Source organism: Pseudomonas sp. GL-B-26, from assembly GCF_019947405.1.
Lineage (GTDB): Bacteria > Pseudomonadota > Gammaproteobacteria > Pseudomonadales > Pseudomonadaceae > Aquipseudomonas.
In genome coordinates, this window is sequence record NZ_JAGYGJ010000024.1 from 23,664 (window position 1) to 49,701 (window position 26,038).

Below are 26,038 nucleotides of genomic sequence, written 5' to 3' on the forward strand. Positions count from 1 at the left end.
CCGTTGCAGTGAAAGAATTTGAGTGCGCGGCGCGCCCTTCGCGAGCAAGCCCGCTCCCACAGGGATAGTGCAAACCTCACGGTACACGCTGTACCTGTGGGAGCGGGCTTGCTCGCGAAGGCGTCAGTGCTGTCAGCGCAGGGTGAGGAGCCCTTTTACCAACGGTTCAAGCTCCAGATCGTTAACGGTTTTGACCTTGTCGATCATCACCGCCGGCCAACTCTCAAGGCCGAGGCAAGCGCCGAGCATGGCGCCAAGAATCGCCGCGATGGTGTCGGTGTCGCCGCCAAGGCTCGCGGCCATGCACAGCGCTTCGAACGCGTTCATTTCACCAATGGCCACTTGCTGGGCCAAGGCAAACGAGACCACCACCGATTCCTGTGAAGCCACCGAAGTGCCGATCACGTCGTACATCAAATCCGCCAGCAACGCCTTGTCGCTGTCGACACTGATGGTCCGCGCCCAGCTGATGCGCGAAGCAATGCGTCCGCCAGCCACCCAGTAACCGTGGCTTTCAGCTTGTTGAGCGATTTGCTGGCCGAGGTTCAACGCGTCGCCCAGGTCCATGCCGTTGATACCGGCCGAGACCACCGCCGCCACCGCCGCCGCGCTGGAAATGCCCAGCGTGGTGTTGTGGGTGACCTGGCAAGCCTGCACGACAGCGTCGATGAAACGCTCAGGGTTGGCGACATCCGCCGCGATCCCGATCGGCGTGATACGCATCGCCGCGCCATTGGTGGTGCCGTAGCGCCCCGCTTCTTCCGGCGAGTGGCCGGCGAGGATCATCTCGATGGCACGTTTGGTCGAAGGGCCGAGCAAGTCTTGCGAGCCCTTGGCCTGCATCGCGGCTTCCCATTCGATCAACCGTTGGGCGAGCGCCGACGGCTCGATCCGGCCCTCGCCTTCAACCAGCAATTGGCCGACCAGAATCGCCTGTTCGGTGTCATCGGTGATCGAGCCTTTGAGCATGTTGGCGGCGATCGGTTGATCGGGGCCTGCGTCTTCCAGGTCAGTGATCTCGCCGAAGCGCACCTTGATCTCGGCACGGCTCAGGGATTGGGTCGGCATGCCCAGAGCATCGCCCAGGGCCAGTCCGTAGAACGCGCCAAGAGCACGGTTGAGCGCGGTCATTTTGACTCTCCAAACTGCAGGTGCAGACGAAAATGCACCGGATCGAGCAAGCTTTCGACCTGCTCCATGAAGCGGTTTTGCCGGTCGTAGGTGGTGCGCAAGGCCTTGAGGAACACCGTGCCTTCCGGACGGCCGAGCAGCTCGGCGTCTTCGGCGTTCAAAGGTTCGGCGCCGATCCATTGATCGCCGCGCTCGCCGATATAGCCGTAGGCGGCCAGGGTGATGGTCAGGGAGTTGTCGATAAGGCCGACCCGCGGCAGGCTTTCCAGGCCTCCGGTGGCGGGCATCAATGAGCGTTCAAGGGAGACCAGTTTGCCTTCGTTGGAACGGCGGCGACGGTCGAGGGTGATGAATTGGTCGGTGCCGAAACGTGGCAGCAGGTCAGGACGGGTGACCGCCTCCAGCCGCAGCACTTCGGTATTGATCAGCGCCCCGCTGTCGGCCAGGGCCTGGGCCCAGCCGCTGCGTTGATCGAGCACCACGCCGTCGAAGGTGACGATGGAACCCACCCCGCTTTGCGTCGCGATGTAGTTGCGCCGTTTCAATTCAGCCAGGGCTTCGCGCAGCGTGCCGCGGCTGACTTTGAATTCTTGAGCCAATTGATGCTCGCCCGGCAGCAGAAAGCCGTCCTCCATGAGGCCGCTTTCGATGCGCCGGATGAGTTCGTCGACCACCCGTTGTTTCTTGTCAAATCGTACCTGTCTAATCATGTACAAAGAGATAACCGAAACGGGGTTGGGCGGGCAAGGGATATTTTGGGTAGGTGACGGGAGGCGGGATGTTCGGAGGCGTGTGGTGTCAGGTGAATCCACCCCTAAATCTCAACGCTGTTTTAGTCGGTCGATCACCACCGCCAGCAACAAGATCGAACCCCGAATCACATACTGATAAAACGTATCGATATTCTTCAGGTTCATCGCATTCTCAATGATCGCCAGAATCAGTACCCCGGCAATCACATGCCGGATCATGCCGATCCCGCCGCTCAACGACACCCCGCCCAACACACACGCCGAGATCACCGTCAGCTCAAAACCCTGGCCAATCATCGGCTGACCGGACGTCATGCGCGAAGCCAGGATCACCCCGGCCAACGCCCCGATCAACCCGTGCACGGCGAAGATAATGATCTTGGTCCGGTCAACGTTCACCCCGGCCAGCAGCGCTGCTTCCTGGTTACCGCCGATGGCCATGGTGTTGCGCCCGTAGGTGGTGTAGTTCAGCAACCAGCCGAAAAACAGGAAGCAGACGATGGTGATCAGGATCGGCACCGGCACACCCAACAACTGGCCATTACCGAAGACGAAGAACTGCTCTTGCGACACGCCGACCGCTTTGCCGTTGGCGAAGATGTAAGCCAGGCCACGAACAATCTGCATGGTCGCCAGTGTGGTAATCAACGCATTGACCCGCAACTTCGCGATCACAATGCCGTTGATCAACCCGACGATCAGCCCCATGAACAGCGCCGCCACCACACCGAGAAACACGCTGTCGGTGTCGCGCATCACCACCGCCGCGACCACGCCGGCGCAGGCAATCACCGACCCCACCGACAAGTCGAAGTGCCCGGACGCCAGGCAATACAACATGGTGCAAGCGGCAATCCCCGTCGTCGAAATCGCCAGGCCCAGACCGCGCATGTTCAGCGGCGAAAGGAAGTTGTCGATCAGCAAGGTGCAGAGCACGAAGATCCCGACGGCCGCCAGCAGCATCACCCAGTCATCGAGAAAGCGCCGCAGGTCCAGAGGTTTGCGCAGGGTGGGTAAAGCGTTGTTTTGGATTGTCATAGTCACCTCTCAGTTCGCCACGCCGTCAGCGCGTTGGCGCGGCAAAGCCAGTTGCAGCAGGTTGGATTCATTGGCCTCTGCGCGAGACAACTCGCCGCGCATCGCGCCTTCGCAGAGCACCAGGATGCGGTCGGAAATACCCATCACTTCCATCAGGTCGCTGGAGACCACGATCACCGCGATGCCGCTGGCGGCCAGGTTGTGGATGATCTGGTAGATCTCGGCTTTGGCGCCGATGTCGATGCCGCGAGTCGGTTCGTCGAGCAACAGGACTTTCATCGGCATCGACAGCCAGCGACCGAGAATGGCCTTCTGCTGATTACCGCCGGACAGGTACATGATTTTCTGCGCCGCGTTGGGCGTCTTCACCTTCAGCGCCTTGATCTGCTTGTCGGCGTTGTCCTTCTCCCACAGGCCACGCAACAGGCAACCGAAGGTGGAATGGGCGCCGCGGGCGCTGATGTTGATGTTCTCGGCGACGCTGGCGAGCGGCAGGATGCCCTCTTTCTTGCGGTCCTCGGGGCACAGCAGAATCCCGGCGGCAATCGCATCGCGGGGTGAACGCAACTTCAGTTCATGACCGCGCAACTCCAGGCGCCCGGCGGTATTGCGTTCAAGCCCACTGAGCATGCGGAACAGCTCGGTGCGACCGGCGCCGACCAAACCGAACAGCCCGAGAATCTCGCCTTTGTGCACCTCGAAACTCACCGACTCACGCAATCCCGGTCCCAGCAAACCGTCGACCTTGAGCGCCACCGCGCCACGCTGACGGTGGCGGTAATCGTAGATGTCCTGAATGTCGCGACCGACCATGCAGGTCACCAACTGATCATGAGTCAGCTCGCTCATGTCCTCGAACGTGCGCACAAAGCGACCGTCCTTGAACACCGTCACCGCGTTGCAGATGCGGAACACTTCTTCCATGCGGTGGGAGACGTAAAGCACCACTTTGCCTTCGTCGCGCAGGCGACCGATGATCGCCATCAAACGATCAATCTCCCGCGCCGACAGGCTGCTGGTCGGTTCGTCAAACGCGATCACATGCGCACCACGGGACAAGGCCTTGGCGATTTCCACCAATTGCCGCTGACCGAGGGACAGGCGCCCGACTTTCTCTTGCGGATCGATTTCATCGGCCAGGCCTTTGAGGCAGGCCAATGCCTGTTGCCGCAACGCGCCACGATTGATCAGACCAAAACTGGCCGGCAGATGGCCGAGGAACAGGTTCTCTGCCACGGTCATTTCCGGAACCAGGTGCAGCTCTTGATGAATCACGGCGACGCCACTGCCGATGCTGTCGGCGGTGGACTTGAAGACCCTCGTCTGCTCGCCGATCTGCAGGTCGCCGCTGCTCGGGGTGTAAGCCCCGCCGAGGATTTTCAGCAGGGTCGATTTGCCGGCGCCGTTCTCGCCCATCAAGGCGTGAACCTGCCCCGGATGAGCGACGAAGCTGATGCCATCCAGCGCCTTCACCCCGGGAAAGGTCTTGCCGATCCCGTTGAAGCGCAAGCTGCCGCCGGCAGTGTGTTGTTGTGTTGTTGTTTGCGCGTGCATAACCCACCTCTTCACACAGATCAGGCAGCCCCGTCGCCAGGGCCACCGATGAAATCAACCGTGCCTCAGTTCCAGAGGCCGATCTTTTCCAGTTCCTGCTTGAAGTTCTCGCGAGTGATCAGCGTTACGTCGTCCATCGCGGTGTACTTCGGCGGTTCTTTGCCGGTGGTGACCCACTCGTACATCATGCTGGCAGTGTTGTAGCCCTCGATGTGCGGGCTTGGCAGCATCGAGCCGAAGAAGCCGCTGTTGGCCTTCTTCAACTCGCCGATGGCGTCGGTGCCGTTGATGCCGATGCCGATCACATTGGCCGCGGCAAAACCGGCGCTTTCGGTGGCGCGCACGCCGCCCAGCACGGTGTTGTCGTTCATGCCGCCGATGATCAGGTTTTTCGCCGCGCTCGGCAGTTTCACCAGCGCCGAGTTGGTGGCGTCCATGCTGCCGGGTACGTCGAGGGTTTTCAGCGCCGAGAACAGAATGTGGTCTTTCGGCATGCCGGCGTCTTCCAGCGCTTTGACGGAACCGTCGGTGCGTTTCTTGCCGGTGTCGAGTTCGTTGAAGGTGTTGATCACCGCGTAGGTGTCTTTCCAGTCCCAGCCACGTTTCTTCGCTTCGGAGGCCATGGCGCTGCCTTGTTTCTGGCCGACTTCGAACGCGGCCATGCCGAGGTATGGAACGTGTTCCATGAACTGGCCGCTGGCATCGACGAAGCGGTCATCGACTGCGATGACTTTCAAACCGTTGAGCTTGGCTTTGGCCATGATCGCAGGTCCCAGGGCCACGTCTGGCGGGCAGATCACGAAGCCCTTGGCGCCGTTGGCGGCGAGGCTGTCGATGGCCGAGAGGGTTTTCTCGCCGTCCGGCACGGCGATCTTGATGACGGTGAAGCCCTTCTCTTTCCCGGCCTTTTCGGCAAATGCCCATTCGGTCTGGAACCAGGGCTCTTCCGCCTGCTTGACCAGAAAACCGATCTTCACTTCCTCGGCCGCCAGCAACGAACTGCTCAGGCTGACCGCGGTGACCGCCAAAGCGGCACAGCACAGGGAACGGATCCCACGACGACGATTCATAAGCTGACTCCTTGTTATTTTTTTTGAGCGTTATTTGAAAGCCAATCAAACTGTGCAGCTAATAGTCATATCGTATGATGATTTGATTTCAGGCGTAGTTCCGCGCCTGAAACCCGATTGACTCAGTCGTGGTACATGACCGAGCGACCGCCATCGATGGTGATGCACGAGGCATTGATGAACGGCGCTTCATCACTGGCCAGGAAAACAGCGGTCATGGCCACTTCGATCGGCTGGCCGATGCGACGTGGCGGGTGCAGATCGAAAGCGCGCTGACGTTCGGCATGCGGGTCGGCAAAACCGTTCCAGTAATCGACGTTCAGCTGGGTTTCGATGTAGCCCGGCGCGATGGCGTTGACGCGAATGCCCTTCGGCGCATATTCGATGCCCAAAGCGCGGGTCAGTCCGAGCAGGCCATGTTTGGCCACCGGGTACGGGAAGCAGCCGGGAATGATGTGAGTGGAGTGGGTCGAGGCGATGTTGATGATGCTGCCGATGCCCTGCTCGATCATCTGCGGCAGCACCGCTTTGCAGCCATACCAGGCGCCGTCCAGGTCGATGGCGAAGCAGCGACGCCAGTCTTCTTCGGTCATTTCCAGCGGATCGCGGAACACATTGACCCCGGCGCAGTTGACCAGCACATCGATACGACCGTGCAGCTCGATCGCCAGTCTGGCCATGGCGTGCAGGTCTTGCTGGTTGGAAACGTCAGCCTTGATTGCCTGAACGTCGAAGCCTTTGTCCCGCCAGTGGGCTGCGACTTTTTCGACTTTCTCACCCTGGATATCGCTGATGATCAGCTTGGCCTGCTGGGAAGCAAAGGTCGCGACAATCGCCTCGCCGATACCTTGAGCAGCACCGGTCAGCAGCACGACCTTGTTTTTCAGGCGCTCACCCTTCGGCGGTTCGGGCACCGGTGGCAAGGAAAGAGGTTCAGCCATGGATCAAGACTCCTTTTCGAAGGCACGACAAAAACCGGGCATCTGTCGATGTCCGGTCAAAAGGCTTTTTGGAAAATCGCTGCATCACTTCACCTGTTTTGTTTTTTTAAGTGTGAGTGCGTGTAACTGATGGAGCCGACTATAAACCCGACCACCAGATAATCTCAATATATAATTTTACATCCCATATTTTGGGATTTATCCAGCAAACCGAGTACAGGTTTTTCCGGGCACATCGACTCGAATCGACAGCAGCGCGCCGTCCAACGGATGGTTGAGCGGGCTCGCGGCGCTGGTGATGTAAAGGGTTTTCAGGTCTTCACCGCCGAATACGCAACTGGTGGGGCGGCTGATGGGCAGCTCGATCACGCGATCAACCTGTCCGTCCGGGGTCAGCCTGAGCAGACAGCTGCCATCCCAACGGGCGTTCCAGAGGTAACCTTCGGCATCCATCGCCGAGCCATCCGGCCCGCCGCGTTCATGCGGTCCGAACCAGACCCGGGCCGGGTCGAGGTTGCCGTCGGCGCGGATGAAGTACTGGTAGAGCGTGCTGTCGAGGCTGTCGGCGAAGTACACAGTGGTTGCGTCGTCGCTCCACAGCAACGTGTTAGGAATGCCCAACCCGCGAAGCAACGGCATGACCCGAGCATCGTGATCGATGCGAAACAAGCCACCGGAACGCCGCACGATGGGCACGTCCTCGCCCTGCTCGCCGATGTTGTTCTGCATGGTGCCGAGCCAGAGCCGGCCCTGAGCATCGCAGCGGGCTTCATTGGCGCGATTGCCGGGTTGCGGATCGGCGACGCAGAGCAAAGTCAGTCGCGGCTCCAGGCCGGGGGAATCCAGATCGAGTCGATACACGCCGCTGTTCAACGTCACCAGTGCATCGCCGCTTTCGCAAGGAATGAAGGCAGACACGTGCTCGGGCATCTGCCAGATCTGCACATTGGCGCCAATCAGCCGCAGCGCCTGTTGACCGGCGATATCAACCCAGTACAGCGCCTGGGTCGGCGCGTCCCAGAACGGGCCTTCACCCAGTCGTGCCCGGTGCTCGGTAACCGCAGTCCACGTCATGAAACCTCCTGCTTTCTTATTGTTGTCAGCTGGCCTTCTTGTCGGCCATGACTTGCGGGTAGAAGCGCTTGATGGCCAGGTCAGCGTTATCGATCAGGGTCATGCAGGCCCAAACACCCCGCGCGGCATCCCGGGCGGCGATGGCCTCGGCCATGTCTTTGTGAATCGGTAGCGTGCGGCGCAGTTCGTCCGGGTCGGCGGCGGACACTTCGAACGACACCGCCAGCAGCGCGCCGAGGGCCGGCACCATTTGTTCGATGAATTGATTGTGGCTGGCAGCGAGGATGCACTCGTGGAAGAACTGGTCGGCGCGGTTGTAATCGACGCCGCTGTCCACTGCCCGCTCCAATGCGTTGTAAGCCTGGAGGATGGCGTGAACCTGTTCGACGGTAGCGCGCTCGCAAGCCCAGCGTACGGCCATTGGTTCGATGGTGCGGCGCAGGTCGAGCAAGTCGTCGACGAAGTTTTCCGGCAAGCCGCTGCGCGACAGCCAGCCTACGACTTGCGGATCGAAGAGGTTCCAGCGGCGCACCGGCAAAACCCGCGTGCCGACTTTGGGCCCGACTTCGAGCATGCCCTTGGCGACCAGGGTTTTGATGGCTTCGCGGATAACGGTGCGACTGACACCGAGTTGCTCACCCAGGTCGGCTTCGACCTTGAGCGTCTCACCCGGTTTGACCTGCCCCGTGGCGATCCAGCAACCCAGCCAATCGACCGTCGACGCATGAAAACTGCTGGACATGGACACCTCGATTCAGGGACGGCACAAAGCCGTTCGCGATGGGTGTCTACGCTAATCATCATACGATTGAGTGTCAATTTGAATATTTCTGTCTGACGGCGTTCAGGCGAACAAAAAAATGGCCCGCTTGAGTAGCGGGCCATTTTCCAGAACATAGCAACTTGGCGAGTTACGGCTCAAGCCCGATGGGAAAGAACTCGCCAGCGCTCCACACGCCTAACCAGCGCTGCCCGTCGATTTCGCGGGTGACGGCCAGCTCCACCAGTTGGTAGAACACGTTGCGGTGGATCAGGGCGTCAAGGTTGGTGCGCACATGCACGTAGGGCGCAGGTTCTTGCGTGACCGGATCGATCACCACGCGCATGGGGTGTTCGGGGCCGGCCTCGGCGGTCTCGTCAACATTGGTGGTAAAGCGCAAGACCTGGGTTTCACCCTCGCCTTCGACCTCCACGGCAATCGCCACGAAGGGTGCATCGTCGACCTTGATGCCAACCTTCTCGACCGGGGTGATGAGGAAGTAATCGTCACCATCGCGACGAATGATGGTGGAGAACAGCTTGACCATCGGCTTGCGCCCGATCGGCGTGCCCAGGTAATACCAGGTACCGTCACGGGCGATACGCATGTCGATGTCGCCGCAGAAGTCGGGGTTCCACAAGTGAACCGGCGGCAAGCCTTTGGTTTTGGGGATTTGCCCCAACAGATCGTTGGCTTTTTGCGGGCCACTCATGGCGTTCTCCTTTTGAATTACTGGTCGCTGAGCCCCAGCAGGCTGCGCGCGTATTGTTCCAGCGGCGGGCCCATCAGGTCTTCTGGCTTTTTGTCGTGGAACGTCAGTAAACCGCCACGACTCTTGATGCGTGCAGTATCAATCAAATACTGGGTGCTGGTCTCGATCAACATGATCTGAATCACGCCGCCATCGATACCGAGGCGATCCAGGGCTTCCTGATCGAGCCACTCGTCGAAGTTGCCGATACGGTCATCAGACTTGGCGAACCGGGTATAGAGCAGGTAATGGGCTCCGGCGGCACGGGCTTCGCCCATGGCTTGATCAAGACCTTCCGGGGCACGGGCGCGGCGGACCATGGGGAAGTATTCGACAAAACCATCGAAGGCGACTTCGGCAATCACGTTAGGTCGTGGGTAGAGAGCACTGCCTGGCGGTACAAAGGCGCCCTGGGCGATATAGACGAATGAGTCCGGTTGAATGCGCAGGTTATTCACACGGCGGCTGTCGCTATGGTCGAGCAACCCCACGTCGCTCATGTGGTAGCGAGTCCCTTCAGCCAGATCGCTGACATTCATGCAGCCACCAAGCGCCAAAACGGCCAGCAGCAAAACCAGGCTACGCATCCTACCCTCCAGAGGCCGGTGACGGAAAACCGGCGAATGGCCATGGGATGCAGCTTCCGCGCCAGCTCGGGAGAGGCATGGCTTTTGTAGCAGCTGCCGAAGGCTGCGTTCGGCTGCGCAGCAGTCGTAAAACCTGAACGCGCGGTCTTACTGAAACACCGCATCGCCTGATTTCACGACTGCTTCGCAGCCGAACGCAGCCTCGCAGGCTCGGCAGCTGCTACAGGGATCGTGTTTAGCCGCCGATGATTTTCATGATGGTCGCGCCACCGGAAAATGCCACTTCCTGTTTATCGCCCAAGGCTTTCACCAAGAGTCTCTGCAAGGCGGGCAACGCTTGATGGCGGGGCTTGTCCAGCAGGTCACCGACATAGTGGCGGTTGCTCGACGACAGGCAGCCGTGCAGCCAGCCCGTGGAGGACAGACGCAGCCGCGAACAGGTGCGGCAGAAAGGAACGCTTTCGTTGGCGATAACCCCGAAGTAGCCCTGCCCCGGAATCTGGTAACGCACGGCGGTGGCGTCTACCGGCGCATCGGCCTGAAGGTATTCGTAGCGCTCGCCGATCAGGCTGAGCAACTGCTGCAGGCTGACAAACTGTTGCAGGAAAGCATTGGAGTCGCTGGCCAGGTGACCCATGCGCATCAACTCGATGAAGCGAAGCTCATAGCCGCGTTCCAGACAGTAATCGAGGAGTGGCATCACTTGATCGAGGTTCTGCCCACGCAACGGCACCATATTGACCTTGATCTTCAGGCCGGCGGCGCTGGCTTGATCCATACCGTCGAGCACCGTCGCCAGATCGCCGCCACGGGCAATGCTGCGAAAGGCGCTGGCATCCAGGGTATCGAGGGAAACGTTGATGCGACGAATGCCGGCATCCACCAGCAGTGGCAGCTTTTTCGCCAGCAGTTGACCGTTGGTGGTCAGGCTGATGTCCGCCAGGCCCATCTGCCCGACGGCAGTCATGAAGGTTTCGAGTTTGGGGCTGACCAGCGGCTCGCCGCCGGTGATACGCAAACGCTCAATGCCGGCGGCTTCAATCAGATAGGCCACGCCACGCGCCATGGCCTCGGCCGACAATTCATCCTGCGCAGCCACCAACCGTTTGCCGTTGGGCACGCAGTAGGTACAAGCGTAATTGCAGGCTGAAGTCAGACTGATTCGCAAATTGCGAAAACGCCTGCCTTGACGGTCAACGATCATGGACTACTCCGGCGGAAGAATATTCGGACCACTAAAACTTGACTCACAAATCAAGTTTTAGCAAGTCCTATGCCTGAGTATATTCCTGCGGTACTGCGCCACGTAGCGAAATAATGGCGCAATAAGGCAACTGAATGGTTCAGCTGCTCGGAGTGTCGGTATCGCGCTTGCGCTTGTTGCCCATGCGCACGCCGATGTCCATCAGGAACTGGAAGAAGCCTTCCTGATCTTCCAGCACATTGCTCCAGAACGGCGAGTGATACAGCGCCACGGCGCCATGCACCAGCGCCCAGGATGCGCAGTAATGGAAATAAGGCGGTACGTCTTCAAGCTTGCCTTCGCTGATCCGGCCTTTGATGAGCAGGGTCAGGCGTTCGAAGTTCGAGGCGCGAATCTTGTGCAGCTCCTCGACCATCTCCGGCACCTGATTGCCCTTGACCACCTTCTCTTCCAGGCGATCGAACAACCGATAGCGTTGAGGGTCGCGCATGCGGAATTCGAAGTAGGCCCGGGACAGGGCTTCCTTGTCCTTGTCGACATCGGCCGAATGCAACAGCTCATTCAAATCGCGCTCGTAATCGAGCATCAGGCGCAGATAGATCTCGGCCTTGGATTTGAAGTGCTTGTAGATCGTGCCTTTGCCGATACCGACGGCATCAGCAATCATCTCGACGGTGACACTGTCTTCACCTTGGTCGAGGAACAGCTTGAGCGCGGTATCGAGAATTTCTTGCTCGCGGCGACGAAACTCACGGACCTTACGAGGTTCTTTATGCATAAGAAAAGGTCTGTTGGGGGTCAAAATTCGAAGCCGCGTATTATGCCTAACTTGCGCAAAAATGCACGGATCATCCGACCATATATGTGTTTCTTGATGAATTCCGGCAGCTTCGCAGATTAATGAGAACTCAACCGAAGCGCCCGTATTCCAAATTTGTTTAAAAACCGGGGCCGGTAAACTGGACTCGGCGCAATACTGATCAATACTTCAAATGTCGGCGGGACATCTCCCCCAAGTGTTGCGCCGATATAGGTACCAACGGACCGCGTGCCTTTGTTTTACTCCTAATGGTCTTAACCCGGATTCACCCCCCAGAACCCGGGTTTTTTTTGCCTGCGATTTAACCTTTCACATGCGCCAGAGGAAACAGTCGCTTGAAATTCTCGGTGGTTTGCTCGGCAAACCGCTCGTAGGGCTCACCTCGCAACATTGCCAGAAATTCCGCTACGTCGCGCACGTACTGCGGCAGGTTTGGCTTGCCGCGATGAGGGATCGGCGCCAGGTAAGGCGAGTCGGTTTCCACCAGCAATCGATCAGCCGGCACTTTACTGGCCACGTCACGCAGAGCGTCGGCATTGCGGAAAGTGACAATCCCGGACAAGGAAATGTAATACCCCATGTCCAGCGCCGCTTTGGCCATGTCCCAGTCTTCGGTGAAACAATGCAACACGCCAGCCTGGGGCAGCGCAGCTTCACGCAGGAGGTTCAACGTATCGGCGCGGGCACCACGGGTATGAATGATCACCGGTTTGCCTGTCTGCTGCGCCGCTTGCAGATGCAGGCGAAACGACGCCTGCTGCAACTCCGCGGCTTCCGGCTCGTAGTGGTAATCCAGACCGGTTTCACCGATCGCCACAACGCGCGGGTGGTTGAGCTCGCGCAACAGCCAATCAAGTGCTGGCGCGGCGCCCGGTTGCACGTCCAGCGGATGCACACCAACCGAACAGTCGACGTCGTCGTAACGTTCGGCCAGGGCTTTGACGTCGGCGGCGTTCTCGACGCTGACACCGATACACAGAAAGTGCCCTACCCCGCGCAGACGGGCCGCATCAAGTGCAGCATCCAGAGAGCCGTCGTGGGCGGCGAGGTCGAGGCGGTCAAGGTGGCAATGGGAATCTACGAGCATAAAAGGGCTGCAACTTACATCGTATGAGTGGGACGGTCGGACTTCAGGGCTCCGGCCAGATGGGTTTCGATTCGAATGCGCGCGGTATTATCGCCATCGTTGAATTGTACGCCGACCCCGGCGGCCCGGTTGCCCTGCGCACCTTTGGGGGTGATCCAGGTGACTTTGCCGGCGACCGGAATTTTTTCCGGCTCGTCCATCAGGTTCAGTAGCATGAATACCTCATCGCCCAACTTGTAGCTCTTGTTGGTCGGGATAAACAGGCCACCGTTCTTGATGAACGGCATGTAGGCCGCGTACAGCACGGACTTGTCCTTGATCGTCAGGGACAAAATGCCGTTGCGCGGCCCCGGATTGACGAGTTCATTCATGCTGACCTCCGTTGCAGATGCTCAGAGTCTAGGCACAGACGGTCACTTCTGGGTAGGCAAACCCACCCATTGCACCAACAGCGCCTCCAGCAACAACACCCGATTGAGGTTGGCTTTGCTCATCACTTTCTGGCGCTGGGCGAGGATCCAGTCCTGAATATTCAGGACTTTGTCCTGGCCGGCTTTCTGCGCCAGGTACTGAATCACCTTGCGCATGTCCGTCAGCCCCAGGCCTTCTTCGTCCTGAGTCAGCTGATAACGCAGGATCAGGCTCGACCAGTCGCAGAACCAGTCGAACAACAATAACAGCGGAATCGCATTCCAGCCTTCGGCCAGTTGCGTCGGTGACTGTTGCTGCTTGAGCAACTTCTTCATGCCATCGACTACCAGCGCCCGCTGCTCACGCACGCCCTGGGCCTGCAAGTTGACGGCGGCCAGTGGCGAACCGGCGGCCAGGGTCAGCAACTCGATACGCTCTTCTTCCGAGCAGTCCGGCAAGGCTTTCACTAGCCACGCAAGACTCATGGCTTCGCTCGGCAATGGACAAGCCTGCTGCACGCAGCGGCTCTTGATGGTCGGCAACAGACGACTGGTCTGGTGGCTGACCAACAGCAAAACGGTATCGCCAGAAGGTTCTTCAAGGCTTTTGAGCAAAGCGTTGGCGGCGTTGATGTTCATCGACTCGACCGGCTCGATCAGCACCACTTTGCGGCCGCCCATCTGCGCGGTCTGAACCACGAAGCTGACCAGATCACGAACCTGATCGACCTTGATCGCCTTATCGGCTTCTTCCGGTTCCAGAATGTAATTGTCGGGGTGACTGCCGGCCTTGAGCAACAGGCAGGATTTGCATTCGCCGCAAGCATCGTGGGCGGCGCTCGGACGCTGGCACAGCAAACTGGCCATCAAGCGCTCGGCCAGCGCGCGCTTGCCGATCCCGGCCGGGCCATGCAGCAGATAGGCGTGAGCATGTTGCTTGCGACCGGCCAACTGCTGCCAGAGACTGTCCTGCCACGGATAGGCTTCAGCCACGGGTCAACTCCAGCAGGCGCGGCAACAAGGCATCCAGTGACTGCTGAACCTGCGCCAACGGCTGGGCGGCATCGACCAGGACATAACGCGCAGGATCCGCTTCAGCACGCTTGAGGAAAGCACTGCGCACCGCATCAAAAAAGGTTCGGCCTTCGAGTTCGAAGCGATCCAGACGACCACGAGCGCTGGCGCGGGCCAGGCCCACTTCCACCGGCAGATCGAAAATCAACGTCAGGTCCGGGCGCAGATCGCCCTGGACGAAGGCTTCCAGGGTCGCAATGCGCTCCAGCGACAGGCCGCGACCGCCACCCTGATAGGCGTAGGTCGAATCGGTAAAGCGATCACACAGAACCACCGCACCGCGGGCCAGTGCCGGGCGAATCACCTCGGCCAGATGCTGGGCTCGCGCGGCGAACACCAACAGCAACTCGGTGTCGGGGTTCATGACTTCGTCAACCGGCGCCAGCAGCACTTCGCGGATCCGCTCGGCCAACGGCGTGCCGCCTGGTTCGCGAGTCAGCACGACCTCGATACCCGCGGCGCGCAAGCGCTCGGCCAGGTATTCGCGATTGGTGCTCTTGCCGGCCCCTTCCGGGCCTTCCAGGGTAATAAACAAGCCAGTCACAGGCAGTCCTTAGTCAGAGTCATTGCGGGCTTTGCGGCGCGGTTGCATCCGGTTCGGGCGCGGGTGCGGCTGCGGGTTCTTGAGCGGGTTCTGGAGCAGGCGCCGGCGGGGTCTCTTGAGGCTGCACCGGCGACGATTCCTGCACCGGATCCTGCGGCGACACTTGCGGCAAAGCCTCGGGGGCTGTGTCGGGCGAAGCAGCCGGAATCGGTGCCTGCTGATCCGTCGCCTCTGGTGCCGTAGCCGGCGCAGGGCTGGAGCGGTAGTCAGCACGGCGCTTGATCTGGAACTCACGCACAGCGTTATTGTGCGCGTCCAGATCATCGGAGAACACGTGGCTGCCATCACCCCGAGCAACAAAATAGAGGCTATTGCCAGCCACCGGATTCAGCGCTGCATGAATCGCTTCGCGGCCGACCATGGCAATCGGGGTCGGCGGCAGTCCCGAAATCATGTAGGTGTTGTACGGCGTCGCTTCCTTGAGATGGGCGCGAGTCAATTTGCCGTTGTAACGATCACCAAGGCCGTAGATCACGGTCGGATCCGTCTGCAACAACATGCCCATTTCCATGCGCCGTACAAACACGCCAGCAATTTGCCCGCGCTCCTGCGGCACACCGGTTTCCTTCTCCACCAGCGAGGCCATGATCAGCGCCTGATAGGGTTCGGTGTACGGCACGTCAGCGGCGCGCTGGCTCCACTCCTTGGCCAGGACTTCGTCGAGGCGGTCGTAGGCTTTTTTCAGCAGCTCGACATCGGTCATGCCGCGCACGAAGCGATAGGTGTCGGGGAAGAATCGCCCTTCCGGAAAAATCCCGGTGTGGCCGAGTTTGTCCATCACCTCGCTATCACTCAAACCGTCGAGGGTCTTTTCGAGTTTTTCATCCTTGGCCAGAGCAGCGCGGACCTGATGAAAATTCCAGCCCTCGACCAGGGTCAAGCTGTACTGAACCATTTCCCCGCGTTTCCACAGGTCAATCAGGCCTTCGACGGTCATGCCGGGCTGCATGCGGTACTCGCCCTTGTGCAACGGTTGTTTGGCGAGATTGAAGCGCCAATACACCCGCAGCCAGAAAGCATCCTTGATGACTCCATCGGCTTCGAGTCGATAGAAGGTGCGGGTCGGTGTCGTGCCTTTGGGCACTTCCAGCAGCTCTTCCTGAGTGATGTTCAGCGGCTGTTCCAGCGCCGAATGGATTTTCCAGGCGCAAGTGCCCAGACACAGCCCTGCCAGAACCAATCCGGTTTCCAGCAGCAGCAAGAATTTACGTCTCACGTATCAAGCATCCAGTAGCGCGCGGGCAATGTTTTGGAGTTTACGGGTGAGCGGACCAACCGGCCAGCTCAGTGCGGCATAGGCGCGCACCGGCCAAACGCCATACACGCTGTTGCAGACAAAGACTTCATCAGCCCATTGCAGCTGATCGAGGGTGATGTCGATGATTTGCGTGGGGATCCCCAATGACTCGGCTTGAAACAATAATTCGGCACGCATCACGCCGGCAACGCCACAGCGCTTCAAATCTGCCGTGATCAGTACGCCATCGCGAATCAGGAACAGATTGCTGAACACGCCTTCAATGACGCGCCCGGCCTGATCGAGCATCAAGCCTTCGGCATGATCGGTGTCTTGCCATTCGGAGCGGGCGATGACCTGTTCAAGACGGTTGAGGTGCTTGAGGCCCGCGAGCAGTGGCTGTTTGGAAAGCCGCGTTGCACAGGGGAACAGGCGAACGCCCTGCTCCGCATTGGCAGCAGGATAAACCGCAGGAGGGTTGCCCAGCATGATGCGACGCGCCTGAGCCGAAGGATCGGGCGCATAACCGCGCCCGCTTTCGCCACGCGTGACGACGAGTTTGAGCACACCTTCGCCCAACGCTTGGGCATAGGTCAGTAACTCAGTGCACACAGCCGCATGGTCGAGGTTAATTGCCAACCGCTGGCAACCTTTGACCAAACGCACCAGATGCCGATCCAGCAACACCGGAGCGCCGTTGCGCACGGCAATGGTCTCGAACAGACCATCACCGTAAGCCAGGCCGCGATCCTTCAGCGACAAAGCGTCAGCCGGCTGACCGTCGACCCAGCTGTCCATCAGTCAGCGAACCGGCGGAACACCAGCGAGCCGTTGGTGCCGCCAAACCCGAAGGAGTTGGACAACACCACATCGATATCCATATTGCGCGCGGTATGCGGTACGAAATCGAGGTCGCAACCTTCGTCCGGCTCATCAAGGTTGATGGTCGGCGGCGCTACCTGGCTGTTGATCGCCAGCACACTGAAGATCGCCTCGACCGCGCCCGCCGCACCCAGCAGGTGACCGGTCATGGACTTGGTCGAACTGACCGCCAGCTTGTAAGCGTGATCGCCGAACACCGACTTGATCGCACAGGCTTCGGCAAGGTCGCCGGCCGACGTCGAGGTGCCATGGGCATTGACGTACTGAACCTGATCGCCATTGATTTTGGCATCGCGCAGCGCATTGGTGATGCAACGTGCAGCACCCGCACCATCAGCCGGTGGCGACGTCATGTGGTAGGCATCGCCACTGGTGCCAAAGCCGATCAGCTCGGCGTAGATCGTCGCACCACGAGCCTTGGCGTGCTCCAGTTCTTCCAGAACCAGAGCGCCGGCGCCGTCGGACAGCACGAAGCCATCCCGGCCCTTGTCCCATGGACGGCTGGCGCGGGTCGGTTCGTCGTTGCGGGTCGACAGTGCGCGGGAGGCACCGAAGCCGCCCATGCCCAGACCGCAAGCCGCCATTTCAGCGCCGCCGGCAATCATCACGTCGGCTTCGTCGTACATGATGTTGCGTGCCGCCATGCCAATGCAGTGCGTACCGGTGGTACACGCGGTGGCGATGGCATAGTTAGGTCCCTGTGCGCCCAGATGGATGGACAGGAAACCGGAAATCATATTGATGATCGAGCCAGGCACGAAAAACGGAGAAATCCGTCGTGGGCCAGAATCATGCAGCGTGCGGCTGGTTTCTTCGATATTGGTCAGTCCGCCAATACCCGAACCCATGGCCACGCCGATGCGCTCACGGTTGGCGTCGGTGACTTCCAGACCGGCGTTACGAACTGCCTGAAAACCTGCGGCCAGACCGTACTGAATAAACAGGTCGAGCTTGCGAGCTTCCTTGACCGACAGGTATTCCTCGACATTGAAGCCCTTTACCGAGCCGCCAAAACGGGTGGAATAGGCAGAAAGGTCGGTGTGTTCGATCAGACCAATGCCACTGCGGCCAGCCAGAATGCCCTGCCAACTGCTCGGCACATCCGTGCCCAGTGGCGACAACATACCCATACCGGTGACTACGACGCGTCTACGCGACACAGCACTCTCCTTTTTCAAATGACGACTTTGCATCAGGCCTAAAGAAAAAACCGCACGCCGTGATGGCAGTGCGGTTTTTCCATGACAGCAAGCAACGATTACAAGCTATTAAGCCTGGTGGTTAGTAACGTAATCGATTGCGGCTTGTACAGTAGTGATCTTCTCAGCTTCTTCGTCAGGGATTTCGGTCTCGAATTCCTCTTCCAGAGCCATCACCAGCTCAACGGTGTCAAGGGAGTCGGCACCCAGGTCTTCAACGAAGGAAGCAGTGTTGACCACTTCTTCTTCTTTAACGCCCAGTTGCTCAGCAACGATTTTCTTGACGCGCTCTTCGATGGTGCTCATACCTTGTTTTCACTCCTAATGGACAAATTCAGGCAGCTGGCCAGTGGGTAAGTGTATAGAAAGACTTTTCAGTTTTTCAACTGAAAGCTTCACTCCTCAAACCCGACGACCCTCTGCCTATTAAATAGATTGCAGCTTTATAACGGATTTTAGACAGCTCGTATGACATTTTTTTGAAGCGATCCGTCACATTTAACTCATGTACATCCCGCCGTTCACCGGGATTGTAGCCCCAGTAACGTAAGCCGCACCGTCGGATGCAAGAAAAGCGACCACAGACGCGATCTCTTGAGCTTGTCCCAGACGGCCCAGCGGAATCTGCGTCTGCAAGGCTTCACGCTGTGCCTCGGGCAGTTCGCGGGTCATATCGGTGTCGATGAACCCAGGGGCCACCGAGTTTACCGTAATCGAACGCGAACCGACTTCACGCGCCAGTGAACGGCTGAAACCTTCCAGACCGGCCTTGGCGGCTGCGTAGTTTACTTGGCCTGCGTTGCCCATGGCACCCACAACCGAGCCAATACTGATAATTCGTCCCCAACGGGCTTTGGTCATACCGCGCAAAACGCCCTTGGACAGGCGGAACAGACTGTTCAGGTTGGTATCGACGACGTCATGCCATTCGTCATTTTTCATGCGCATCATCAGATTATCGCGGGTGATACCGGCATTATTGACCAGGATCGCCGGCGCACCGAACTGCGATGTAATGCTCGCCAGTACTGCAGCAACGGATTCGTCGCTGGTGACATTGAGTTCCAGGCCAGTGCCTTGAATCCCGCTTTCCTTCAGGGTAGCGGCAATGCGCTCGGCACCCGAGGCAGATGTCGCGGTGCCGATAACGATGGCGCCCTGACGACCCAGTTCCAGGGCGATAGCCTGGCCGATACCGCGGCTCGCGCCAGTGACCAGTGCAACTTTACCTTGCAGACTCATGCAGGCTTCTCCTGATTCAGGCCAACGCTGCGCGAGCGGCAGCGAAGGCGTCGGGGGTATTGAGGTTGGATGTCGACACGCCTTCGGCGCAACGCTTGTTCAGGCCAGCCAGCACTTTACCCGGGCCGCATTCGACCAACTGGGTAGCACCTTTGGCGGCCAGCGCCTGAACCGATTCGACCCAGCGCACAGGCTTGTAGAGCTGCTCAAGCAGATCGCGCTTGAGGGTTTCCAGATCGGCCGGCACAGTGGCGCTGACGTTCTGAACCACCGGGATCTGCGGCGCCTGCCAGTCGATCGCTGCGATCGACTCGGCGAAACGCTCGGCCGCCGGACGCATCAGCTCGCAATGGGACGGCACGCTGACCGGCAACGGCATGGCGCGCTTGGCACCACGGGCCTTGCAGCCTTCGATGGCGCGCTCGACCGCTGCCTTGGCACCGGCGATGACCACCTGGCCAGGGGAGTTGAAGTTGACCGCACTGACCACTTCGCCTTGCGCCGCTTCGGCACAGGCTGCCAGCACATCAGCATCGTCCAGACCGAGAATGGCGGCCATGCCACCTTGCCCGGCCGGAACGGCCTCCTGCATCAACTGACCACGGCGCTCAACCAGCCTCACCGCGTCACCCAGGCTCAGACTGCCCGCAGCGACCAGAGCGCTGTATTCGCCCAGGCTGTGACCGGCAACATACGCCGGACGCGCACCGCCTTCAGCCAGCCACAGACGCCACAAGGCAATCGAGGCGGTCAGAATGGCCGGCTGGGTTTTATCGGTTTGATTGAGTTGTTCTTCCGGCCCTTGCTGGGTCAGTGCCCACAGGTCGTAACCCAGAGCATCGGAAGCTTCTTTGAATGTTTCGAGGACAACCGGATGTTGCGCGCCCAACTCGGCCAGCATGCCGAGGGACTGCGAACCCTGTCCCGGAAAGACGAATGCGAGGGAAGCAGACATGTAACAAGCCCCTAATGATCTTGTCGTCGGAGAATTGACGTCCCGCTTGGGGGACGCAAGAAACTGACAGTTGGATGGCAAATTGAACTGAGCGGTCACATTTAAGCATTGTCCGACGAAAACGCCTAAAGCAACAAATCTTCCAGGCGACCGTGAATGCGTTCCGGCAGATTTTCCTGGATCTCGATCAAGGCGCGCTGAATCGCACTCTGGAAGCCCTGAACCCCCGCCGAACCATGGCTTTTCACCACAATTCCCTGCAAACCAAGGAAACTTGCGCCGTTATGTCGCGCAGGCGCCAGATCGGCTTGCAAGCGCTTCATCAGCGGCAATGCCAAAGCACCGACCACTTTCGATGCGAGGTTTTTCTTGAACAAGGCTTCGATGCGCCCGGCAATCATGGTCGCCAGGCCTTCGCTGGATTTGAGCAGGATATTGCCGACAAAACCGTCACACACCACCACATCCGCCTCGCCACGGTACACACCGTCACCTTCGACAAAACCGATGTAATTGATGCCGCGAGCACTCTGCAACAAGGTGGCCGCCAGCTTGACCTGCTGATTGCCCTTGATGTCCTCAGTACCAATGTTCAGCAGCGCCACTCGCGGACGAACGATGCCCAGCGTTTCCGCCGCCACCGACCCCATCACGGCGAACTGCAACAAGTGCTCGGCGCTGCAATCGACATTGGCGCCCAGGTCGAGCAACTGGCAATAACCCTTCTGGGTCGGAATCGCCGCCACCATCGCCGGCCGATCAATGCCCGGCAAGGTCTTGAGCACGAAGCGCGACAACGCCATCAGCGCACCGGTATTGCCGGCGCTGACACAGGCCTGGACCTTGCCATCGCGCAGCAACTCCAGCGCCACGCGCATCGACGAGTCGGGCTTTCCGCGCAGGGCCTGTGCAGGCTTTTCGTCCATGGTGATGACTTCGGACGCCGGAGCAATCGACAGGCGCGAGCGATCCACAGCCGATTGGCCAGAGAGCAGTTCTTCAAGAAGGGAGGGTTGACCGACGAGAGTCAGGTGCAGCGAGGGCGTAGCAGACAGGCAAGCAAGGCTGGCCTGAACAATGCTGCGGGGACCGAAGTCCCCGCCCATTGCGTCAATCGCGATGACTTGAGCAGACAAGTGATTACTCGTCAGCGCCCTTGTCGATCACTTTACGGCCACGGTATACGCCTTCTGGCGATACGTGGTGACGCAGGTGAATTTCACCGGTGGTTTTTTCTACAGACAGAGTGCTTGCCGTCAGGGCGTCGTGCGAACGACGCATGTCACGGGCAGAGCGGGATTTTTTGTTCTGCTGAACAGCCATAATTGATTAACTCCTAAACGTTTGGGTCACGCTTTAACTGCGCCAATACACTGAACGGGTTGGACCGCGTTACCTCGTCCTCGCTCGGTTCGGGCTCATCGAGACCCGCCGGCTGCTGGCATTCTTCCGGATGATGAGCAGGCACAATGGGCAAGGCGAGCAGAAGCTCCTCCTCGATCAGTGACTGCAGATCCAAAGGATCTTCGCCCAGTTCCAGCACGTCATAACCTTTCGGCAACGACTGGGTATTCGCACCCTCCTTCACCACAGCATAACTGCATTCGCTATGGATCGGCAGGGTGACCAGCTCAAGACAACGCTGGCAAACCATTTTGACTTCGGTGTCGATAAAGCTGTGGATTACCACAGACTTACGTTCATCTCGTTCAAAAACGAATTTAGCCTGCACCGTACCGACAGTGTCGGAAAGCGGGTCGCAGAGTCTCTCCAAATCGGCCAGCAGCAGTTCACCTTGAAGGGTGGTGCCACGATCAGCCAATTTGCGCGGGTCAACGTGAGGTGGAATCGGGTCATTCAACATAGGCGCAGCATTATAGGGATGCCCCCAGCCATGTCAAAGGAAATTCAGCCCTGTCCGTCACTTGCAAGCCTCCGCTAGAATTCGCGCCTGTCTTCTGGAGATGCGCATGCTGCCTTTATTACTCGCTTCAAGCTCGGTTTATCGCCGGGAATTACTGGCCCGCTTGCAGCTGCCGTTTACCTGCAGCTCGCCGGATATCGACGAAAGCCATCGTCCGGGCGAGTCCGCCATCGAGCTGGTCAAGCGCCTCGCCGAGGAAAAAGCACGTGCACTGGCCAGCAGTCATTCCGCTCATCTGATCATCGGCTCCGATCAGGTTGCGGTGCTTGGCGAACGGATTATCGGCAAACCCCACACCTTCGAAAAGGCCCGCGAACAATTGTTGGCTTCGAGCGGTGCCAGCGTGACCTTCCTCACCGGCCTCGCCCTGCTCAACAGCCAGACTGGTGAATGCCAGGTCGACTGCGTGCCATTCACTGTACACATGCGCTCGCTCGATCAGGCGCGCATCGAACGCTACCTGCGCACCGAACAGCCCTACGACTGCGCTGGCAGCTTCAAAGCCGAAGGTTTGGGGGTGAGCCTGTTTCAAAGCACCGAAGGCCCTGACGCCACCAGCCTGATCGGCCTGCCATTGATTCGCCTGGTGGACATGTTGCTGGCCGAAGGCGTGCAGATACCTTAAAGGTCAAAAGATCGCAGCCTCGTTTCACTCGACAACTCCTACAAGGGATACGCATTTCAATGTAGGAGCTGTCGAGTGAAACGAGGCTGCGATCTTTTGACTCAAAAAAAAAACCGGCAAAAGCCGGTTTTTTTATGTGACAGGAGAATCAGCGCAACGAAGGCCCCTGGAAGCCCATCCACATCGCCAGATGCTCAGCCACGCTGGCACCGAGTTTTTTCGAGAAGCGATCGAATGGCGATTCTTGAACAGTGAAGTCCACCAGCTCTTTCTCGCCGATCACGTCACGCGCCACCGAACTGGCATTCCCCAGGCCATCGATCAGGCCCAACGGCAGTGCCTGCTCGCCCGACCAGACCAACCCGGAGAACAACTCCGGATGCTCCTTGTCCTTGAGACGGTCGCCACGACCTTTCTTGACGCTGCTGATGAATTGCTGATGAGTGGTATCGAGCACGCCCTGCCAGAACTGAGTTTCTTCAGGCTTTTGCGGCTGGAACGGGTCAAGGAACGATTTGTGCTCGCCGGAAGTGTAAGTGCGACGCTCGACACCCAGCTTCTCCATTGTCCCGACAAAGCCATAACCAGCCGCCGTCACACCAATGGAACCCACCAGGCTCGCCTTGTCGGCGTAGATCTGATCCGCCGCACTGGCGATGTAATAAGCACCGGAAGCGCCCAAATCAGAGATCACCGCGTAAAGCTTGGTGTCCGGATGCAGGCCACGCAAACGGCGGATCTCGTCATAGACGTAACCCGACTGCACCGGACTGCCGCCCGGACTATTGATTCGCAGGACGACACCTTTGACCTTCTTGTCCTCGAACGCTGCACGCAGGCTGCCGACGATATTGTCAGCGCTGGCTGGCTCCTTGTCGGCGATCATGCCGGTCACGTCGATCAGCGCGGTGTAGTTACCACTGAGGGTGGCAGCTTTTTCCATGTCCATCAGCGGCGTGAACAGGATCAACGCGCCAAGCAGGTACACAAAGGTCAGCAGCTTGAAGAAAATCCCCCAGCGACGGGACCGGCGCTGCTCCTGCACGCTGGCCAGCAGGGTTTTTTCCAGCAGCTTCCAGCTTTTCTCGTCACCGCTCTCTGCGCTCGCCTTGGCGGGCGCCTTCCATTCGTCGGTCATGACATCTACCCCAGCAAAAATCCATTAAGCCCGCTGACTCAGCCAGGCATGCAATTCTGAAAAACGATCAATGGCCAGTGCCGGCTCGAATAATTTCAACGCTTCGATCGATTGCGCACCATAGCTGACGGCCACCGAATCCATGCCCGCGTTGCGCGCCATCTGCAAGTCAAAGGACGAATCGCCCACCATCAGCGCCTGCTCCGGGCGAACCTCGCAGTGAGCGAGGATCTGCTCGAGCATTAGCGGATGGGGTTTGCTGGCGGTTTCGTCGGCCGCGCGGGTGATATCGAAATAATCTTCCCAGCCGTGCGATTTCAGCACCCGATCCAGCCCGCGACGAGCCTTGCCGGTCGCGACCGCCAAGTGATAACCCTCGGCACGAAACGCTTCCATCGACTCGACCACACCCTCGAACAACGGCGAAGGAACAGCTTCTGAGGCGATGTAGTGATCAGCATAGTGCTGACGGAAGGCTACCAATTCGTCGTCGCCGATTTCCGGATACAACGTGCGAATCGCTTCCGGCAAGCCCAGACCGATGATGCCCTTGACGGCAAAATCATCACGCAACTGAAATCCGGATCGCTCGGACGCAACATGCATCGACTCGACAATCCGACCAATGGAGTCGGCGAGAGTGCCGTCCCAATCGAAAATCAGCAGCTTGTAATCAGATGGGCGCACTCAATCGCTCCACGGTTTTGGCCCACATCTCGTCGACCGGCGCCTGCAACTTCAGCTCACCACCATCCGGCAGCGGCACGGTCAGCATGTAGGCGTGCAGGAACAGGCGCTTGCCGCCCAGGTCACGAATCTCTTTGCTGAAGCCTTCATCGCCGTACTTGGTATCGCCGGCGATGCAATGCCCGGCGTGCAAGGTGTGGACGCGGATCTGGTGAGTCCGGCCGGTGATCGGCTTGGCTTCGATCAGGGTGGCAAAGTCACCAAAACGACGCAGGACCTTGAACACGGTCACGGACTCCTTGCCCTCCTCCTCGTCGACCTCGACCATACGCTCGCCGGAGCGCAGGTTGCTCTTGCCGAGCGACGCTCGGACTTGCTTGATCGAGGCCGCCCAGTTGCCGCGAACCAGCGCCATGTAGCGCTTATCGACGCCATCACCGCGCAGTGCCGTGTGCAAGTGACGCAGCATGCTGCGCTTCTTGGCGATCATCAACAGGCCGGAGGTATCACGGTCGAGACGGTGAACCAGTTCGAGCTCTTTGCAATCGGGACGCAACTGACGAAAGGCTTCGATCACCCCGTAAGTCAGGCCGCTGCCACCGTGAACCGCGATGCCGCAAGGCTTGTTGATCACGATCAACGCCTTGTCTTCGAAGACAATCGAGGCTTCGAGGCGCTGCAGCAGGCCTTGGGCCAGCGGCACGGGTTCGTCGCGCTCGGGCACGCGAACCGGCGGCACGCGCACGATATCGCCCGCCTGCAGCTTGTATTCGGGCTTGATCCGACCTTTGTTCACTCGCACTTCGCCTTTGCGCAAAATGCGGTAAATCAAGGTCTTGGGCACGCCTTTGAGCCGAGCGAGAAGGAAGTTATCAATACGTTGGCCGGCATATTCCGGCGAGACCTCCAGCAGTTGTACGGCTGGGGTCGAAGGGGCAGTAGTCGTCATGGCGCGGATGATAACAATTTTTTATGGAATTGAAGCACTTAATCATTGCTGCTATAGTCGCGAACGCCGCCAAAAGTGGCCTGGACAGCGGACTAACGGTCAAAAACCGGCCCTGACCAACGCAATTCACGAGGACGAGAGGCCGTCCTACGGGGCTTTCGCTACGAAACGGTAGAGTTTGCAGTTGTAACGAGCGCAGGTGACATGAGGCCTGAAGCATGCCGCAAAGCAGAGTTTTCACTCGCCTTGCGAGCAAATATTCACGGCCAGTTCACAAAGTGCAGTCAGCTACGAACAACCCCGAGCGAACGCTTCGGAAACAACGCCTAAATTAGCCATGATG

General features: G+C 59.1%; 29 protein-coding genes. 1 reads left to right on the top strand and 28 read right to left on the bottom strand.

Annotated features, from left to right (window positions below; translation table 11 throughout):
• Positions 1–132: 132 nt before the first annotated feature.
• The 25 genes from KGB23_RS16875 to KGB23_RS16995 form a co-directional block, all read right to left on the bottom strand.
• Complete coding sequence (locus KGB23_RS16875) at positions 133–1,131, bottom strand: ADP-ribosylglycohydrolase family protein (RefSeq protein ID WP_223431891.1); 999 nt, start codon at positions 1,129–1,131, stop codon at positions 133–135.
• Positions 1,128–1,841, bottom strand: coding sequence for a GntR family transcriptional regulator (locus tag KGB23_RS16880; RefSeq protein WP_008152295.1), 714 nt, complete (start codon positions 1,839–1,841; stop codon positions 1,128–1,130). The genes KGB23_RS16875 and KGB23_RS16880 overlap by 4 nt, the downstream gene beginning before the upstream one ends.
• Before the next feature lie 111 nt (positions 1,842–1,952).
• The gene (gene araH / locus KGB23_RS16885; RefSeq protein WP_223431892.1) at positions 1,953–2,921 is read right to left on the bottom strand and encodes an L-arabinose ABC transporter permease AraH; all 969 of its coding nucleotides are present in this window, start codon (positions 2,919–2,921) and stop codon (positions 1,953–1,955) included.
• 9 nt (positions 2,922–2,930) lie between these two features.
• Complete coding sequence (araG, locus tag KGB23_RS16890) at positions 2,931–4,475, bottom strand: L-arabinose ABC transporter ATP-binding protein AraG (protein WP_223431893.1); 1,545 nt, start codon at positions 4,473–4,475, stop codon at positions 2,931–2,933.
• Between the two features lie 65 nt (positions 4,476–4,540).
• The gene (locus tag KGB23_RS16895; protein ID WP_223431894.1) at positions 4,541–5,545 is read right to left on the bottom strand and encodes a substrate-binding domain-containing protein; all 1,005 of its coding nucleotides are present in this window, start codon (positions 5,543–5,545) and stop codon (positions 4,541–4,543) included.
• A gap of 122 nt (positions 5,546–5,667) precedes the next feature.
• Entirely contained in the window at positions 5,668–6,486 is an 819-nt protein-coding gene (locus KGB23_RS16900; protein WP_008152305.1) for an SDR family oxidoreductase, read from the bottom strand.
• 198 nt (positions 6,487–6,684) lie between these two features.
• Entirely contained in the window at positions 6,685–7,560 is an 876-nt protein-coding gene (locus KGB23_RS16905) for an SMP-30/gluconolactonase/LRE family protein (RefSeq protein ID WP_223431895.1), read from the bottom strand.
• Positions 7,561–7,585: 25 nt separating this feature from the next.
• A complete protein-coding gene (locus tag KGB23_RS16910) occupies positions 7,586–8,302 on the bottom strand; it encodes a FadR/GntR family transcriptional regulator (RefSeq protein ID WP_046049087.1) in 717 nt (238 codons plus the stop codon).
• 169 nt (positions 8,303–8,471) lie between these two features.
• Positions 8,472–9,032 carry a DUF1285 domain-containing protein gene (locus KGB23_RS16915; protein ID WP_223431896.1) on the bottom strand — a complete coding sequence of 187 codons (561 nt, stop codon included), beginning with the start codon at positions 9,030–9,032 and terminating at the stop codon, positions 8,472–8,474.
• Positions 9,033–9,049: 17 nt separating this feature from the next.
• Positions 9,050–9,658, bottom strand: coding sequence for a DUF4823 domain-containing protein (locus KGB23_RS16920; RefSeq protein ID WP_223431897.1), 609 nt, complete (start codon positions 9,656–9,658; stop codon positions 9,050–9,052).
• A gap of 235 nt (positions 9,659–9,893) precedes the next feature.
• Positions 9,894–10,862 carry a GTP 3',8-cyclase MoaA gene (locus KGB23_RS16925; protein WP_046049083.1) on the bottom strand — a complete coding sequence of 323 codons (969 nt, stop codon included), beginning with the start codon at positions 10,860–10,862 and terminating at the stop codon, positions 9,894–9,896.
• Positions 10,863–11,001: 139 nt separating this feature from the next.
• Positions 11,002–11,640 carry a TetR/AcrR family transcriptional regulator gene (locus KGB23_RS16930; protein WP_008152317.1) on the bottom strand — a complete coding sequence of 213 codons (639 nt, stop codon included), beginning with the start codon at positions 11,638–11,640 and terminating at the stop codon, positions 11,002–11,004.
• Between the two features lie 343 nt (positions 11,641–11,983).
• Positions 11,984–12,769, bottom strand: a complete 786-nt coding sequence (locus KGB23_RS16935) for a TatD family hydrolase (protein WP_074878970.1) — start codon at positions 12,767–12,769, stop codon at positions 11,984–11,986.
• 14 nt (positions 12,770–12,783) lie between these two features.
• On the bottom strand, positions 12,784–13,140 hold the full coding sequence (locus tag KGB23_RS16940; RefSeq protein ID WP_223431898.1) for a PilZ domain-containing protein: 357 nt from the start codon (positions 13,138–13,140) through the stop codon (positions 12,784–12,786).
• A 42-nt stretch (positions 13,141–13,182) separates the two neighbouring features.
• Positions 13,183–14,172 carry a DNA polymerase III subunit delta' gene (locus KGB23_RS16945; RefSeq protein ID WP_223431899.1) on the bottom strand — a complete coding sequence of 330 codons (990 nt, stop codon included), beginning with the start codon at positions 14,170–14,172 and terminating at the stop codon, positions 13,183–13,185.
• On the bottom strand, positions 14,165–14,797 hold the full coding sequence (gene tmk / locus KGB23_RS16950; RefSeq protein WP_123364800.1) for a dTMP kinase: 633 nt from the start codon (positions 14,795–14,797) through the stop codon (positions 14,165–14,167). Before tmk ends, KGB23_RS16945 begins: the two co-directional genes overlap by 8 nt.
• A gap of 19 nt (positions 14,798–14,816) precedes the next feature.
• Positions 14,817–16,073, bottom strand: coding sequence for an endolytic transglycosylase MltG (gene mltG / locus KGB23_RS16955; protein WP_150657052.1), 1,257 nt, complete (start codon positions 16,071–16,073; stop codon positions 14,817–14,819).
• A gap of 3 nt (positions 16,074–16,076) precedes the next feature.
• On the bottom strand, positions 16,077–16,892 hold the full coding sequence (gene pabC, locus KGB23_RS16960) for an aminodeoxychorismate lyase (protein WP_223431900.1): 816 nt from the start codon (positions 16,890–16,892) through the stop codon (positions 16,077–16,079).
• Entirely contained in the window at positions 16,892–18,136 is a 1,245-nt protein-coding gene (gene fabF, locus KGB23_RS16965) for a beta-ketoacyl-ACP synthase II (protein WP_095132060.1), read from the bottom strand. Before fabF ends, pabC begins: the two co-directional genes overlap by 1 nt.
• 108 nt (positions 18,137–18,244) lie before the next feature.
• On the bottom strand, positions 18,245–18,481 hold the full coding sequence (gene acpP / locus KGB23_RS16970) for an acyl carrier protein (protein ID WP_003442511.1): 237 nt from the start codon (positions 18,479–18,481) through the stop codon (positions 18,245–18,247).
• A gap of 192 nt (positions 18,482–18,673) precedes the next feature.
• The gene (fabG, locus tag KGB23_RS16975) at positions 18,674–19,417 is read right to left on the bottom strand and encodes a 3-oxoacyl-ACP reductase FabG (protein ID WP_129437450.1); all 744 of its coding nucleotides are present in this window, start codon (positions 19,415–19,417) and stop codon (positions 18,674–18,676) included.
• Between the two features lie 16 nt (positions 19,418–19,433).
• Positions 19,434–20,372, bottom strand: coding sequence for an ACP S-malonyltransferase (gene fabD / locus KGB23_RS16980; protein ID WP_223431901.1), 939 nt, complete (start codon positions 20,370–20,372; stop codon positions 19,434–19,436).
• 125 nt (positions 20,373–20,497) lie between these two features.
• Positions 20,498–21,508 carry a phosphate acyltransferase PlsX gene (gene plsX / locus KGB23_RS16985; RefSeq protein WP_082459097.1) on the bottom strand — a complete coding sequence of 337 codons (1,011 nt, stop codon included), beginning with the start codon at positions 21,506–21,508 and terminating at the stop codon, positions 20,498–20,500.
• A gap of 4 nt (positions 21,509–21,512) precedes the next feature.
• On the bottom strand, positions 21,513–21,695 hold the full coding sequence (gene rpmF, locus KGB23_RS16990; protein WP_008152339.1) for a 50S ribosomal protein L32: 183 nt from the start codon (positions 21,693–21,695) through the stop codon (positions 21,513–21,515).
• 13 nt (positions 21,696–21,708) lie between these two features.
• The gene (locus tag KGB23_RS16995; protein WP_004371317.1) at positions 21,709–22,236 is read right to left on the bottom strand and encodes a YceD family protein; all 528 of its coding nucleotides are present in this window, start codon (positions 22,234–22,236) and stop codon (positions 21,709–21,711) included.
• Between the two features lie 106 nt (positions 22,237–22,342).
• Here KGB23_RS16995 and KGB23_RS17000 point away from each other — a divergent pair, with 106 nt between their 5' ends.
• The gene (locus tag KGB23_RS17000; protein WP_223431902.1) at positions 22,343–22,921 is read left to right on the top strand and encodes a Maf family protein; all 579 of its coding nucleotides are present in this window, start codon (positions 22,343–22,345) and stop codon (positions 22,919–22,921) included.
• A gap of 148 nt (positions 22,922–23,069) precedes the next feature.
• On the opposite strand, the gene sppA is transcribed toward KGB23_RS17000, so the two are convergent.
• Genes sppA through rluC form a run of 3 tightly spaced genes read right to left on the bottom strand, consistent with a single transcriptional unit; the run spans position 23,070 to position 25,695 of the window.
• Complete coding sequence (gene sppA / locus KGB23_RS17005; protein ID WP_223431903.1) at positions 23,070–24,059, bottom strand: signal peptide peptidase SppA; 990 nt, start codon at positions 24,057–24,059, stop codon at positions 23,070–23,072.
• A gap of 24 nt (positions 24,060–24,083) precedes the next feature.
• Complete coding sequence (locus tag KGB23_RS17010) at positions 24,084–24,746, bottom strand: HAD-IA family hydrolase (protein ID WP_150657058.1); 663 nt, start codon at positions 24,744–24,746, stop codon at positions 24,084–24,086.
• The gene (gene rluC / locus KGB23_RS17015; RefSeq protein WP_046049069.1) at positions 24,733–25,695 is read right to left on the bottom strand and encodes a 23S rRNA pseudouridine(955/2504/2580) synthase RluC; all 963 of its coding nucleotides are present in this window, start codon (positions 25,693–25,695) and stop codon (positions 24,733–24,735) included. The genes KGB23_RS17010 and rluC overlap by 14 nt, the downstream gene beginning before the upstream one ends.
• Between the last annotated feature and the right edge of the window lie 343 nt (positions 25,696–26,038).